General features: G+C 33.7%; 12 protein-coding genes, 2 pseudogenes and 1 riboswitch. Of the genes and pseudogenes, 6 read left to right on the top strand and 8 right to left on the bottom strand.

What is annotated here, in order from left to right; all coding sequences use genetic code 11:
- The first annotated feature begins 103 nt into the window (after window positions 1-103).
- Window positions 104-508: an NUDIX hydrolase gene (locus A4G25_RS07495; protein ID WP_047132256.1), complete on the top strand. Its 405-nt coding sequence runs from the start codon at window positions 104-106 to the stop codon at window positions 506-508.
- Window positions 509-1,457: 949 nt separating this feature from the next.
- On the opposite strand, the gene A4G25_RS07500 is transcribed toward A4G25_RS07495, so the two are convergent.
- From A4G25_RS07500 to A4G25_RS07510, 3 genes and pseudogenes are all read right to left on the bottom strand, one after another.
- Complete coding sequence (locus A4G25_RS07500) at window positions 1,458-2,291, bottom strand: ATP-binding protein (protein WP_052766758.1); 834 nt, start codon at window positions 2,289-2,291, stop codon at window positions 1,458-1,460.
- Window positions 2,257-2,958, bottom strand: a complete 702-nt coding sequence (locus tag A4G25_RS07505; RefSeq protein ID WP_052766759.1) for an AlbA family DNA-binding domain-containing protein — start codon at window positions 2,956-2,958, stop codon at window positions 2,257-2,259. The genes A4G25_RS07500 and A4G25_RS07505 overlap by 35 nt, the downstream gene beginning before the upstream one ends.
- A gap of 423 nt (window positions 2,959-3,381) precedes the next feature.
- A pseudogene (locus tag A4G25_RS07510) lies at window positions 3,382-3,604 on the bottom strand (pathogenicity island protein); the annotation flags it as partial.
- Between the two features lie 222 nt (window positions 3,605-3,826).
- Here A4G25_RS07510 and A4G25_RS07515 point away from each other — a divergent pair.
- Entirely contained in the window at window positions 3,827-4,450 is a 624-nt protein-coding gene (locus tag A4G25_RS07515; protein WP_047132257.1) for a helix-turn-helix domain-containing protein, read from the top strand.
- Between the two features lie 92 nt (window positions 4,451-4,542).
- Window positions 4,543-5,678, top strand: a pseudogene (locus A4G25_RS13335) (site-specific integrase).
- A gap of 82 nt (window positions 5,679-5,760) precedes the next feature.
- Here the strand turns inward: A4G25_RS13335 and guaA are convergent.
- Genes guaA through xpt form a run of 4 tightly spaced genes read right to left on the bottom strand, consistent with a single transcriptional unit; the run spans window position 5,761 to window position 10,667 of the window.
- Complete coding sequence (gene guaA / locus A4G25_RS07525) at window positions 5,761-7,302, bottom strand: glutamine-hydrolyzing GMP synthase (RefSeq protein WP_047132259.1); 1,542 nt, start codon at window positions 7,300-7,302, stop codon at window positions 5,761-5,763.
- Between the two features lie 16 nt (window positions 7,303-7,318).
- Window positions 7,319-8,785, bottom strand: coding sequence for an IMP dehydrogenase (gene guaB / locus A4G25_RS07530; protein ID WP_047132260.1), 1,467 nt, complete (start codon window positions 8,783-8,785; stop codon window positions 7,319-7,321).
- A gap of 33 nt (window positions 8,786-8,818) precedes the next feature.
- The gene (pbuX, locus tag A4G25_RS07535; protein WP_047132261.1) at window positions 8,819-10,087 is read right to left on the bottom strand and encodes a xanthine permease PbuX; all 1,269 of its coding nucleotides are present in this window, start codon (window positions 10,085-10,087) and stop codon (window positions 8,819-8,821) included.
- 1 nt (window position 10,088) lies between these two features.
- Window positions 10,089-10,667, bottom strand: a complete 579-nt coding sequence (gene xpt / locus A4G25_RS07540) for a xanthine phosphoribosyltransferase (RefSeq protein ID WP_047132262.1) — start codon at window positions 10,665-10,667, stop codon at window positions 10,089-10,091.
- 390 nt (window positions 10,668-11,057) lie between these two features.
- Window positions 11,058-11,159: riboswitch (purine riboswitch) on the bottom strand.
- Window positions 11,160-11,398: 239 nt separating this feature from the next.
- On the opposite strand from xpt, the gene A4G25_RS07545 reads away from it, so the two are divergent.
- From A4G25_RS07545 to A4G25_RS07555, 3 genes are all read left to right on the top strand, one after another.
- Window positions 11,399-11,779: a general stress protein gene (locus tag A4G25_RS07545; RefSeq protein ID WP_047132263.1), complete on the top strand. Its 381-nt coding sequence runs from the start codon at window positions 11,399-11,401 to the stop codon at window positions 11,777-11,779.
- 107 nt (window positions 11,780-11,886) lie between these two features.
- Window positions 11,887-12,552 (top strand): hypothetical protein, encoded by a 666-nt coding sequence (locus A4G25_RS07550; RefSeq protein ID WP_047132264.1) that lies wholly within the window; start codon window positions 11,887-11,889, stop codon window positions 12,550-12,552.
- Window positions 12,553-12,669: 117 nt separating this feature from the next.
- Window positions 12,670-13,644, top strand: a complete 975-nt coding sequence (locus tag A4G25_RS07555; protein WP_047132265.1) for a prolipoprotein diacylglyceryl transferase — start codon at window positions 12,670-12,672, stop codon at window positions 13,642-13,644.
- A 35-nt stretch (window positions 13,645-13,679) separates the two neighbouring features.
- Here the strand turns inward: A4G25_RS07555 and A4G25_RS07560 are convergent, their stop codons facing one another.
- Window positions 13,680-15,332, bottom strand: a complete 1,653-nt coding sequence (locus A4G25_RS07560; protein ID WP_063164623.1) for an IS1182 family transposase — start codon at window positions 15,330-15,332, stop codon at window positions 13,680-13,682.
- Window positions 15,333-15,547 lie beyond the last annotated feature (215 nt).

Here is a 15,547-nt window from a genome sequence, read left to right on the forward strand (position 1 = left end):
GAATTAACCAATTATTAAATATTAATTATTTTATACAATGAACAGATGATGTACTTATATAATCAACGGGTATAGATGAAAAGCAACGAAAGGAGAAATTGCAATGCCACCAAAACATATTGTCTCTGCTTCATGTGTTGTATTAAACGACGAAAATAATATTTTATTAATTAAAAGTCCATTGCGCGGTTGGGAAATCCCTGGCGGTCAAATTGAAAACGGAGAAACTATTCGAGAAGGCGTTATACGAGAAGTCAAAGAAGAGTCAGGTATTGATGTTGAGCTGACTGAGTTCTGCGGTGTCTTTCAAAATACAGAGCATTCTATTATTAATAATCTATTTAAAGGTGAATATATTGGAGGTAAATTAACAACAAGTGATGAAAGTTTAGAAGTCGGTTTTTTCATATATACAGAGGTAATGGAAAAAGTAACATGGGGAAACTTTACTGAACGTATACATTTGTGTTTTTCTGAAAAAGAGAAACCTTTCTTAATTTCATTTTGATACTAATATGCAACTTGGTCAGGTATGAATTTTTGACTTTTTAAGCATCTAATTTTTAGAGGTTTTCTAGAGGTTTTTAATTATTCATCAAACTATATCCTTAATTTCGCGAGAGGTTTTCTAGAGGTTTTCTAGAGGTTTTCTAGAGGCTAGTTAGGTAGAGGCGCCTATAAACATTTTTTAAGCATGCTAGAAACAGAATTATTTAATTAATATGCATTTAAGACAACAACCAACCTTCTCTATCATTTCGTAAACATTTTTACACAAATCTAAGTTTCACATAATTTATTTTACAGATTTAATCACAAAAATTGGCCTACACCTTTGGAGGCAGTGAAGGCTGTCTCAGCAATTAAAAGTAATACTATGATATAGAAAACAGAATTTTGTGTGAGTCTGCTCGCTAGCTTAAAGGTACATTATGCTTATTATATTTCATTTTTCGATTTGTAACCATTAAAAACCACCCACTAAATAATGTGGCTTCCCTTAAAGTTGAACACAAAGAATTCAACTTTAAAGGACTTTAATTATGAATAGACAATTTAAAAAGCAAGATTCCTATTAAATACAGAAATCTCGCCTTAGAAAATTAGCTTACTCAAAAGTTCAAACTTTTCAGTTCACTACATTTTTAGTTGTAAGTTTTATTATTTTTATATCATTATTCCCATTCGATGAAAGGGTAATTTTTCATTAATCCACACCAACCTGTAACAGTTGATATTACAGTATCTTAATAACTATATACTTCTCATTAGTTCGCATCACTTCATAATTAACGTATTCACTGCCTGCAGTGTGTGGGAAAATATATAATTAATACATTAAGTGTTATATATTAAAGTTTAAAAATAGGGTTTATTTGTGAAAATAGACGTACACTTGAGCTTTATTTCAAAATCATGCTCTTTTTGATCTTTTCATTATTTACAAGTTTATTAATTTAACGATTTTCATTTATGATGGATTCCTGCATATTCCTCATATTATGTTCAATATTAGCAATCATCTCACTAGAATTTGGTTTTAATCCATAGGTTGTTGACCTACTTTTTCCAAACTTCTTAACTATTCCTTTATCTATTAGACTATTTACATTAGTCTTAGCAATGTATTCTGTAAAACCTTCTAAAGCTTCTATTTCTTTCATTTTAATTTTTCTATTTTCCTTTACTATATATCGAAGTATAGTTTTCTCTTGCTCAATTAAGTTTTCGTAGCTGTCTACTAAATCAATTTTCCAAATTTTTAATTTTGTTTTACCCTCGCTACTATGGATTTCAGGCATACGAAATTTATTTTTAAGCGCAGCTCTAAAAATCTTCATACCTCCTGATCCAGCACGTTCACTATAACCAGCTTTCCTAAACAAAGTTACTATTGTAGAATTTCTAGGATTAGACTCTCCACCTCTAGCAAATTCCTCTTTCGTAACTAACAACTCACCGGGATTTATAAAAACATAATTATTTTTATAAGCTTCTACAATAATAGATGAATTATCTTCATAATCAGCATGTATCAGTAAATTAGCTAGTGCTTCTCTTAAAGAAACTTCTACATCTGTTTTAACACCTTGTCGGACTTGCGTTTCTGGATTCAAAGCAAAACCATCTAATACTGTATTAACCAACCTATTTAAAACGGTATTGTAAAAATTAAACAGATTAACTTCTTCATTTCCAACTTCTCCTGACGCTACTCTATCTATCCATCTCTCATCTTCAGAATAATGTGTTCTATTACGATAGTCTAAATGGAAATTTGGAAAAAACATCTAAAATTGCTTGTTCCTTCCCAAAAAATAGCAATGCTCCTTTTTTTAATTTAAATTCATTCTCAATTCTATCTTTACCAACAGCTCCATACCGTTTTAAAAACTCCCAGTTGTCCATAGATAAAATATCCATATCAGAATTTCGCTCATGAATTAAATTCTTATATTTTTTAACAGCATCTAAATCTAAATCATCAATATTAAAATTAGATAATAATTCGCTATCACTTTTAGGATCAGCATCTCTCAAGAAACGCCTTATTTCCTCTCCGCTCATTTTATGATCACTATCATTTCTTCTAATGTAACTGTTATTGATATTATTCTTTACATGTAAAGGCTTATTTTCACTCTTCACTTCAGGAATGTATATTTTTATATATTCCAATCCATCTTCTTTCAATACTTTTATATTACTATTATAAATATTATTAAAATTTGTAAATTTTTTATCATTAGCTGTATCAACAATGGTTTGGATGTATTGATTAGCATTCTTCACTCCAGTAACTACACAACCTTGTTTTTCCTCACTTACACCTAAATAAATAGTACCACCTTCTGTATTAGAAAAAGAAGAATACGTTTCCCAAAATGACTTGGGCACACCATCTTGTGCCTTTTTATATTCAATTGTTGTCCCTTCATTTAAAAACTCTTGTTCCATATTTATTTTCCTTTCAGTTTTCTAGAGGTTTTCTAGAGGTTTTCTAGATTTTTCCTAGATTTTCCTAGATTTTCCTAGATTTTCTCTAGAGGTTTTCTAGAGGTTTTAAAATTTCGCTTCAAAAACTCATTGCTATTTTTGCTTTTAATTTTATCATAAGCTTTATTATTTATAATCACATATTTATTATTCTCAAAAAACTACTCACTAACACATGAACTGATAGATGGGGTATCTTTATAAATCCTAATAAAGTTATATTACAAAATTGCTTAAATAAAGTGTGTAGTGTCTTTACGTTTCGTTAAGGAGATTATCTAAATCTCCTAATAATTTTCTATATTTCCTATCATCAAAGAATACACTCCATGTATCTTGGTTGTTGTCGTCATATTCATATACCCCTCCTTTCTTTTTATAGTTTAATTTGTTTAAAACCTCATAACGTTTCATCCTGCCGTCTCCTAAATTCTTAACACTTCGCATTGCTTGAAGTTTCTCATCTTCAGTCGTGATGATAGTAACCACGTTCATGTTTTTTATAGCAACAATCAATTGGATATCCATAATCATAAACTAATGAATTAATCACTTTTCTTAACCAATGTTGGTTAGTTGAATTATATTCATATCCCAATTTCTTTAGATACTTGTTGCAAAGTAATATTTTCCCTTGCTTTTTTCTCTCTTAATTTAGAGGACAATTTTTCATCTATACTAGACATTCAATTACCTTTCACTCACGATACATGAATATAATATCACTCACAAAATGTGAGTGCCAACAACTTTATTCTCATTTTGTGAATTTAATATAGATGTACTACAAAATCTCGGATATAATATCTATGTGAAAGGAGTTATCAAAATGGAAAATAGAATAGCCGAATTGAGAAAAGAAAAAAATATGACTCTAAAACAATTAGCTGAAGAATTAAATATACGCGATAATACTTTAAGCCAATATGAAACTGGAAAAAGGAATCCCCAAAGTGGGTTGCTACAAGAAATCGCAAATTTTTTTGGCGTATCAATGGAATATATTTTAAAAGCTACTGACAAGAGAGATTATCCAATAGTAGATAACTCCAGTGCCATTGAGTTACTTGAGAAAATAGCAAATGAAAAAGAATTTAACTATTCGCATATATCAAAAAATACTGCTCTTAATCTTAGTTTGTGGATTATCAATAACATGGATTACATTAAAGAACAGCATCCTAATCTGCTATATACTGCATCTTTTTTGGTAAAAAGTACAATCAGTGAAAATAAAATTTTGCAACATTACTCAGAAATGCGAAAAAAACAATTTAAGATTGTTGACGAAATTGATGATATATTGCTAGAAAGAGAGTTCTATGGTGCAAGTGTTGAACAAGTACTTGAATTCTTACATCAAAGTGAACGAATTGGCTATGAACATACTAAAAAATTGATGGAATATATAAGACAATTACCCACCGATGAATATGAAGACGAAGATTTTTAATTCAATTATTCATCACACCACAAGGTAGCTATTCCTTAATGGCGTGCCAATCCACTTTCACGCGTTGCAGGCAATAGAAAGGATTGATTTGCATGATTAAGAAATACAAAAAGAAAGACAGTTCCATTGCCTATATGTTTGTTGCATATTCAGGGACTGACCCAGTTACAGGTAAGCAAAAAAGAACCACTAGACGAGGATTTAAGACTGAAAGAGAAGCTAAAATTGCAGAGGCAAAACTTCAAACAGAGGTAAGTCAAAACGGCTTTCTAAACAACGATATAACGACGTTTAAAGAAGTATATGAGCTGTGGCTTGCACAGCATCAAAATACTGTAAGGGAAAGTACATATCAGCGTGTTTTAACTTTATTTGATACAGCCATTTTAGAACATTTTAAAAATGTACCAATTAAAAAGATAACTATTCCTTATTGTCAAAAAGTGATAAACAAATGGAATAAAAAGTACTCTGATATTTAAGCTACACGAAATATATGCATCTAATGTGTTTAAATATGCCGTAGACCTTAAGATAATCGCTGATAATCCGTTTACACATACCACAACCACGAAAGAAAGAAACGCAACAAGAAGCGTCTATGAAGTATTATTCAAGTGATGAATTGAAACAGTTTTTAACTTTTGTTGAAGATGGCCCATTATATTACGCTATTTTTTCGAACATTAGCTTTTACTGGGTTTAGACGCGGGGAATTAATGGCTTTAACATGGAACGATATTAATTTTACTAAACAAAACATATCTATTAAAAAACTTGTGCAAGAGGTGCAAATTATAAACTGGTAATACAAGAACCTAAAACTAAATCATCTCATAGAACAATAAGTATTGATGATAAAACTGCAAATGTATTGAAATCATGGCGCACTCATCAAAGAGTGGAGTCACTTAAATATTGTCACAATACCTCTGATAAACATCAATATGTTTTCACTACTGTAAGTGATAATAAACCATTATACCCAGAACATTGTAATAAAGCATTGTTCTTAATTTGTGGGAAGAATAATTTTAAGAGAATTAAAGATTATGGTTTTAGGAACACTCATTGTTCTCTTTTATTTGAGGCTGGCCTTTCTATTCGAGAAGTACAAGATAGATTAAATCACGAAGACATTAAAACAACTATGGTTATTTATGCTCACGTAACTGAAAAACAACGTGATCAAGTGGCTGATAAATTTGCGGAACATATCAATTTTTAAGCAGAACGTATTCAAAAGCATAAAGAAAAGGCTAGAAAACGCATTATACCAGCGTTTCTAGCCTCATATATCAGTTATATCATTATTCCCATTCTATTGTACTTGGCGGCTTAGAAGTTACATCATAAACAACGCGGTTTACGTGATCAACTTCATTTACAATACGACTTGAGATTTTTTGTAATACTTCCCAGTCGATACGCGCAAAGTCACTTGTCATACCATCAATAGAAGTTACGGCACGGATACCAATCGTGTAATCATAAGTACGATAGTCACCCATTACACCTACTGAACGCATGCCTGGTAATACTGTGAAGTATTGCCAAATTTCACGTTCTAATCCTTCTTCACGAATCACTTCGCGTAAAATCGCATCTGATTCGCGGACGATTTCTAATTTTTCTTCAGTAATTTCGCCTAATACACGGATACCAAGTCCTGGACCTGGGAATGGCTGTCTCCATACTAAGTGTTCAGGAATACCTAATTCAATACCTAAAGCACGCACTTCATCTTTGAATAAAGTATTGATAGGTTCGATTAATTCAAACTGCATGTCTTCAGGTAATCCACCAACATTGTGGTGAGATTTAATTGTTTGTGCAGTTTTTGTGCCTGATTCAATAACGTCAGTGTAAAGCGTACCTTGAGCAAGGAAGTCTACACCTTTTAATTTAGATGCTTCATCATCAAATACATAAACAAATTCATTACCAATAATTTTACGTTTTTGTTCAGGGTCAGAAACACCTTTTAATTTATCCATGAAGCGATCTTTCGCATTTACACGGATAATGTTCATGTTGAAACCTTCACCGAATTGTTCCATTACCATGTCGCCTTCGCCTTTACGAAGCAAACCATGGTCAACAAAGATACAAGTTAATTGGTCACCGATTGCTTTATGCAATAATACAGCAACTACTGATGAATCTACACCACCGCTCATTGCGCATAATACTTTGCGGTCTCCAACTTGTTCGCGGATTTTTTCGATTTCTAAGTCAATGAAGTTTTCCATAGTCCATTCACCTGTACAATCACAGATACGACGTACAAAATTACGTAAGATATCGTTACCATATTCTGTATGACGTACTTCTGGATGGAATTGAACACCGTAAATGCGACGCTCTTTATCTTCAATTGCAGCATATGGCGTACTTGGACTATCTGCAATTGATTCAAAGCCTTCTGGAATTTCAATAACTTTATCAGAATGGCTCATCCATACTGTTTGTTCTTCAGGTAATCCGAAGAATAACTCATCTGCTTTAGCATGGATGATAGCTTTACCATATTCTCTTTCATTTGCACGTTCTACCTTACCGCCTAATAATTTAGTCGTTAATTGCATACCGTAGCAAATACCAAGAACAGGTACACCTAAATTGTAAATTTCAGGGTCGATTGTGTATGAGCCTTCTTCATATACCGAGTTAGGGCCACCAGATAAGATGATACCTTTTGGATTCATCTTTTTAATTTCTTCAATAGAAATTTCGTGATCATGCAACTCACTATAAACGCCCATTTCACGAATACGACGTGTTATCAATTGGTTATATTGGCTACCAAAATCTAATACAAGAATTAACTCTTGTTCTTTCGCCATTTCCATAAATCTTTTTCTCCTTTTATCTTGAGTAGTTTGGTGATTCTTTTGTAATTTGGATGTTATGCGGATGGCTCTCTGCTAGACCTGCTGGTCCCATACGAGTAAACATAGCTTCTTCACGCAATTCTTTCAAGTTGTGAGAACCTGTATAACCCATACCGCTTCTCACGCCACCCATCAATTGATAGATGTTGTCTTGTAATAAACCTTTATAAGCAATACGGCCTTCAATACCTTCAGGCACATATTTTTTAGGTACTTTATCTTCTTGGAAGTAACGATCATTTGAACCACTTTCCATAGCGCCTAATGAACCCATTCCGCGATAAGTTTTATATTGTCTGCCTTGGAAGATTTCAGTTTCTCCTGGGCTTTCTTCAGTACCTGCAAGCAAGCTTCCTAACATAACTGCATGTCCGCCAGCTGCTAATGCTTTAACAATATCACCAGAGAATTTAATTCCGCCATCAGCAATAATTGCTTTACCTTGTTTACGTGCTTCAGTTGCACAATCGTAAACTGCAGTAATTTGAGGAACACCAACACCTGCTACAATACGTGTTGTACAAATTGAACCAGGACCGATACCTACTTTAACAACATCAGCACCAGCTTCAAATAAAGCTTTAGTTGCTTCACCTGTTGCAACATTACCTGCAATAACTGTAACTTCAGGATATGTTTGTTTGATATGTTTAACTTGATCAATAACACCTTGTGAATGACCGTGTGCTGTATCAATAACTAATGCATCAACACCTGCTTCAACTAATTTTTCAGCACGGATATCAGTATCTTTAGAAATACCGATGGCTGCTGCACATAATAAACGTCCTAATGAGTCTTTCGCTGCAAAAGGATATTCATGTACTTTTTCAATATCTTTAATAGTGATAAGACCTTTTAATTTACCGTTTTCAGTTAATGGTAATTTTTCAATTTTATGTTTTTGTAAAATGGCTTCCGCTTCATCCAAAGTTGTTCCGACTGGAGCTGTGATTAAATCTTCTTTCGTCATGACATCTGAAATTTTAATTGAGAAATCTTCAATAAAACGTAGGTCACGATTTGTGAGAATACCAACTAAGTTGCGGTCTTCTTTGTTATCTACGATAGGCACACCAGAAATACGGTATTTACCCATTAATGCTTCTGCTTCATAAACTTTTTCTTCAGGAGTTAAGAAGAATGGATTAGAGATAACGCCATTTTCTGAACGTTTTACTTTTTGTACTTCGTCCGCTTGGTCTTCGATGTTCATATTCTTATGAACAACACCTAAACCGCCTTGTCTTGCCATTGCAATTGCCATTTTTGATTCAGTAACCGTATCCATACCTGCTGAGACTACTGGAATGTTTAATTTGATTCTGTCTGATAATTCAACACTTAAATCAACTTCCTTCGGTAATACATTAGACTCCGCTGGAATTAATAGTACATCATCGAACGTCAAAGATTCTTTAGCAAATTTATTTTCCCACATTGATTACAGCCTCCATTTATTTTAATAATTACATTATTTCACATTTTCCTCGTTTTGTTGATACTTTAAGCCGTTAAAAAAGAAATTAAGAATAATTGCAGAAATTGCACCAAGTACAATTCCATTTTGTGTTAACCAAGCAAACTGTTCACCCATTGCTTTAAAAGCTTCTGGGACAGCACTGATGCCTGTTCCAAGTCCAACTGACACTGCGATAATCAACAAATTATTTTGATTTTTAAAGTCGATACCACCTAAAATACTTACGCCATATGCCATTACCATACCGAACATCGCAATCATTGCGCCTCCAAGAACTGACAATGGAATCACATTCGCTAAAGCACCTAATTTAGGAATACATCCACAAATTAGCAGGAGTATGACCATTCCATAGATGACATTATTCTTTTTCACGCCGGAAAGAGAAACCAAACCGACATTTTGCGAATAAGCAGTGTATGGAAATGCATTAAAGATAGAACCTAAAATAATCGCAAGACCTTCCGCAGTGTAACCTTTGCGATAGTCTTTACGTTCCAGCGTTCTTCCTGTAATTTTACTTAATGCTGTATACACACCTGTTGATTCAATCAAGCTGACTAAAGCTACAATGAAGAACACTAGTGTTGCGCCAAGATCAAAGCCAAAACCAGCAAAACGGAATGGTCTTGGTAATTCAAACCAATGCGCTGTGCCTACTTGATTTAAATCTACTACTCCAAACACACCTGCTAAAGCTGTTCCGGCAAACAATCCAATTAAAATCGCAATTGATTTCAAAAAGCCGCGTGTAAAGCGTTGTAAGATTAAGATAATTAGCAAAGTTGCAAAACCTAAGATGATATTTTTCATATCTCCATAATCTTTAGAACCTTGTCCCCCAGCAACATAATTCATTGCGACCGGCATCAAGTTGATTCCGATAATTGTCACAACACTTCCTGTTACAACAGGAGGAAAGAACTTCACGACAAAAGAGAAGACTGGAGCGATTAATACAACAAGAATCCCAGAAATAAACAAGGATCCGTAAAGTACGTCTAATCCTTTTGTCTGTCCTATTAATATCATCGGAGCGACAGCTGTAAATGTACACCCTAAAACAATCGGCAACCCAGTACCTGTGATTTTGTTTGCTTCTAAAAACGTTGCGACACCGCACATAAATATATCAACTGTAACTAAGTATGCAATTTCTTCTGGGGTGAATTTAAGACTAGTCCCTACGATAATTGGAACAAGTATAGCACCTGCATACATTGCAAGTAAATGTTGTAGACTTAAAACGAAATTCTTCATATTATTCTTCTCCAACCAACGTCACTTTGTTACCAGAAAGAGAAGCAACTTCACATAATGAAGACACTTTTAACCCAGCTTCTTCCAATCTTGTACGACCTTGTTGGAAACTTTTTTCAACCACAATGCCGACACCGACTGTTTCTGCACCCGCTTGATGGACTAAACGGTTTAATCCAAGGGACGCATCTCCATTTGCTAAGAAATCATCAATAATCAGTACACGATCGTGCTCACCTAAAAATTCTTCAGAAATAATCACGCTGTTCGTTTTATTTTTTGTAAAAGAGTGAATATCTGTTTGGTAAAAGCCTTTATTTAAAGTATTCGGTTTAGCCTTTTTCGCAAAAAGACAAGGTACTCCAAACTTATAAGCAACCATAATTGCAGGTGCGATACCTGAAGCTTCAACAGTTAAAATCTTAGTGACCTTCTGATCTTTGAACTGTTCATAAAATGTTTCCCCAATATCGTACATAAGCTGTGCATCAATTTGATGGTTTAAAAATCCATCAACTTTTAAAATCTTTTCTCCGATGACTACACCATCTTCTTTGACTTTCTGTCTTAACGCTTCCACGTAAAAACAACCTCCTCAATTTGTGTATAAAAAAAATCCCAAACTACTAACTTAGTTTCAGGATCTATGAGTTGCACAGGCAATACACATCATTATATTATTGCTCGGATTAAGGAGGTTATTGAGATATAACCCGTTTTTAATCTCCATATAAACCGACAGTTACTGTACTGTCTTTTCATATCAGCTCTAGCCAAAAACCCCTTGCAGCTAGGTGCCAAAGCAAAAATATGAAGTATGATGATTTGAGAAGCTATAGTGTTCCACTTCGCAAATAGTAATGCATTTCATGTTTTATATTGAAAGAGATGTCCCATTTCCCCAAATAGTCCTTACATATCCATCAATAAGCAACATGCATTTCCCGCATTATCGGAAGCACCATTGTGTTGTATTGTTTAAGTGACTCATAGTCATGTCGTTAAGGCGACATGGTAGAAACTTCTAAAGCCTAATTCTCTAGATTATATGAGTTAGTTAAATTATTTACTGATAATACCACAATTTGAGGCTATTTTTCAATATTCAACAAATAGTTATTATTATTTTCTAAGAATTCTATTTTCATCAAAAATAAAGCGTTCTGTTTTAAAACTTTTCTGAATTTTCGCTACTATTTTTCTTGAAAACACCCTCTCTTAGACGTAACATAATAAATGAACCGTTTACATTACTAAAGTGTAGGGTATATTGTTTTATATTAGTATTAATTACGGAGGGGGAGCTTTACTATGGCAGATATTCTTATTCTTACATCACAAGATGAGATTTTCGACGCATTAAAACGCAAGTTAGATGAGGGTTATACAAAAGACGAGCTATCGGTTATCAGCAAAAACAAATTGCACATTGACAGCGTTGAAAGTACAGATATGAAAGTACAATCAACAAGCGGTACATTTAGTGACCGAGTAGCCCGCCTCCTTACCGGAGAAGATGGAGAAGAAGCAGTACTTGCACACTATGACTTAACTGATACAGAGAAAAAAGTGTGCAAACGTGAAATCTTAAATGGCAACATCATTATTTTAGCTGGTAAACATCCTCACAGCAGAAAAGAATTTAAAAATGAATATGATGAAAAAAAGCCTGAAAAAGAGTATGAAATTTAATCTATAATGAGGGTACGAAGTCGGCAGTCTAACTGCCGATTTTTTTGTTTCTAAAGTACTTTTTGCACTATGCTATAATGATAAGAAAAGTATGGGAGGGCAAGCCTGTGGAATTTAAACTAATCAAACAAACTTCTGATCCGTTATACGAAGCTGCCTTGAATTTATATGATAATTATCAGTTCGGTAATGTGAGGCAGCAACACCATGTATTCAAACAATCCCTTGAAAACAAGCGCACTAAAAATGATTATGTCTTCATTGTTGGATTAGACAACGATGAAGTTGTAAGCTTAGCAACTGCACATTATGAAGCCACAACAAATTCAGCATTCATTATTTATCTTGTAGCAATTGATACTCCTGAGCGTGAGCAATATTTAACTGATACTTTAGCGCAAGTACAAAACGAATTAGATCATTTAGCCGAGCGAGTACATAATCGCGAAGTGAATTTCTTTATGATGGAAGCCTTACCGTTACCAGAATCGACTGAAGAAAAAGATGCTGACCTACTCTTCAAAAGACACCGCTTTTTAAATGATCATGGTTTTGAAGAACAAACAGAAATCGATTATAAACGTCCTGGTCTAGATAAAGAAATGCCGCCTATTGCGTTAAATTTATTTTTGCATACACGTATTCCTCTCACTAAAGATATTTACGCAACAAGTGTCAAATCTTGTTATATCTTAAAATACGTTTTTGCTAACCATCTTTCACGAAAAAGAGTCTACCCTTTACTAGAGGAAATGGATCTGCGAAAATCATAAGTCCGCTTGAAATATTGTAATAATCACGGTAAACTAACATAGAGGTTAGACTGACGTTTGTGTGACGGAAGACAGACGTCTTACTAAAACAATATAGAGCGAAAGGATACAGATCAGATGCTAACAAAAGAATTTGCCCAACGCGTCGATTTGAGCGAAAAACAAGTACGTAAAATTGTTCAACACTTAGAGGAACGTGGATATCATTTAAATAAAACAGAATATCGCGGCCGTGAAGCGACTGACTTCCAAGAAGAAGATATTGAACTGTTTAAAGAAATTGCTGATAAAGTTAAAAAAACAAATAGCTATGAATTAGCTTTTGAAGAACTGGAAAAAGAAAATGACTTCTTACAAATCGTAGTTAAAGAAGACAATGAAAAACTTCCAAGCGATCAAAACTTCGCAAAAATTTTAAATGACTTGCATAATGACATTTCAAAAATGCGCGAAGAACGTCAAATGCTTGGTCAAATGATTTCTCAAGTTCATCAGCAACAAAAAGACTTACAAACATTGCAGCAGCAAATGACTGATAAATTAGATCAACATGCTGAAACATTAAAAGCAATTGAAACTGCTCAACAAGAACATGCAAAAGCAGTTGCTGACAACACGAAAGCTGTAGAATCTAATACAGCTAAAGTGCTTGCTCAACCAAAAGAGACTAAAAAAGAAGAACAGAAAACACCTTCTGCTGAATCTGCGAAAAACGAACCAGCTAAAACAACAAGTTCAAACGACAAACAAAATTCAACAGCTGACTTCAAAGGAGCTGCTGTTTCAGCTCAACCTGAGAAAAAAGAAGAGAACAAATCGGCTTCTGCTGTTCAATCAGAAGCTAAACCAGAAGCATCAGCAACAACTGCTTCTAATAAAGAAGATTCAGCAAGTACTGAAAATAAAACTGCATCTGATAAATCAGATCAAAAAGAACAAAAAAGCGTTTCTGCAGCTGAAATGCAAGAAACACCAGAGACAACTACGCCGGAACCAGAAATTCCTGTGGATGCACCAAGAAACGAACACCAACCAACAGCTCAACATAAACAAGAGAAAAAAGGTTTCTTCGCTCGTTTATTCGGGATGTAAATAAAAAACTATCAAGGGGCTGGGACATTAATGTTCTAGAATCCCGAAAAAAGGACGATTTTCACAATTGAAAATGAAATCGTCCTTTTTTTATATAATTTAAAGAAAAAATCAGCTCGTAGAGCTGTTAATTTCTTTAAGTTTGTTGCCATACAAGCAATACTAACTTCGGTTTCAACTTTTTCAATGCCCCTTACAGACATTCGAGTGAAACCCAAATTAGCCTTCAAATTACCGAAAAATGTTTCAACATCAATTTTTCTTTTGCTGTAAATTGATGATGTTTTCGGATCTGAAAGCTTTTCTCTAGTGAACTGCTTATAAAATTCCCAAACCATATTTCGACGAATTGTTTTTAATGTATCCGGTTTGGCTTTTGGATTCATACATTCTTGTCTAAGCGGACAATCTATGCAGTCATAACATTTATATTCTTTGAATTGTCTCTGATATCCATATTTATCAGTACTGTATCTGTATCCAGAGAAGAATAGAATTTTATTGTTCGGGCATATATACTTGTCATCTTTTTCGTCGTAATTCCAATTTAATGAATTGAATGGGTTATTTTTATATTTTCTTTTTTGTTCTTTTAAAAACATGCCGTACGGCATTACAGGAGTTCTGTTAAATATATCTATAACTATTCCATAATTGCTTTCGCTGCCATACCCTGCATCACATACTATATACTCAGGAATGTCACTATTAACTTCTTGAATCCTGTTTAAAAAATTTTCTAAAGTTCTTGTATCCGTCGGATTTTGATATACACCTACTGCCAAAGCAAATTGATTATTTGTGCCTACTTGAATATTGTATGCCGGTTTTAATTGACCGTTTCTCATATGATCATCTTTCATTCGCATAAAGGTGGCATCATTATCAGTTTTGGAATAACTATTTCTTGTACCTAAAATCTTCTTTTGTTCCTCGTACTTTTCTTTTTTCTCTTTACATTCTGTAATTACTTTCTTATGCTTTTTTAATTCAGTGCGTTCTGATCTCAATATTTTTCTTTGTTCAGTATCATTGCTGGATTCAATATCATCAGTCAGTTCTTCAACCTTCTTATTCAAACAATCTTCGATTGCTTCTAATTCATGAGATTGTATTTCCTTTGAAGACTCTTCTTTTATATTCGGTATGATTTCCTTTTGTAATAATTCTTCATACGCAGCTTCCGACTTTTCCAAGTTGGCATTGCTATAGCGTTCAGTATTCGCTCTCCAAACAAACGTATACTTATTGGCATCAGCTTCGATTTTAGTACCATCTATATAAATAGCTTCTTCATCAATATATTGATTTTCGACTAAAAAAGTTCTGAAAACTACAAAACAATCTTTTATTAACTTATTTGTTCTGGAGTCAGAACGAAAACGGTTGATTGTTCGATAAGAAGGTTGCTGTTCTTGTGCCAACCACATAAACCTAATACTGTCTTTTAATGCAAATTCTATTTTCCGTCCGGAAAATATCGAATTACTATAAGCATACAATATTATTTTAAGCATCATGCGTGGATTGTGAGAAGGGGCGCCTCTGTGATTTTTATAGCTGTCGAAAGCTGTTTCAGGGATTTTTTCGACAATTTCATTAACTATGCTGGCAGTATCACTTTCGGAAAACGTAAATTCTGTTGTCAGTGGCAGAGAGATTTGAGACATGTTATAATTTTTATACATAAAGGTCCTCCTATGATTTGGGTTTGTGGTTATTCTCTAATTATAAGCGAGGCCTTTATTTTTTTGAAATAATATGTATATTTTATATAAAAAAGCCGGTGAAAACTTTTAAAGTTTTCACCGGCTTTTATTTGAGACTGGAATTATGTCCCAGCCCCTTTTATATAATAATATACCCTTTTCAAAACCGCCATTGACCCTTATTGATAAATACG

Source organism: Staphylococcus condimenti (assembly GCF_001618885.1).
Lineage (GTDB): Bacteria > Bacillota > Bacilli > Staphylococcales > Staphylococcaceae > Staphylococcus > Staphylococcus condimenti.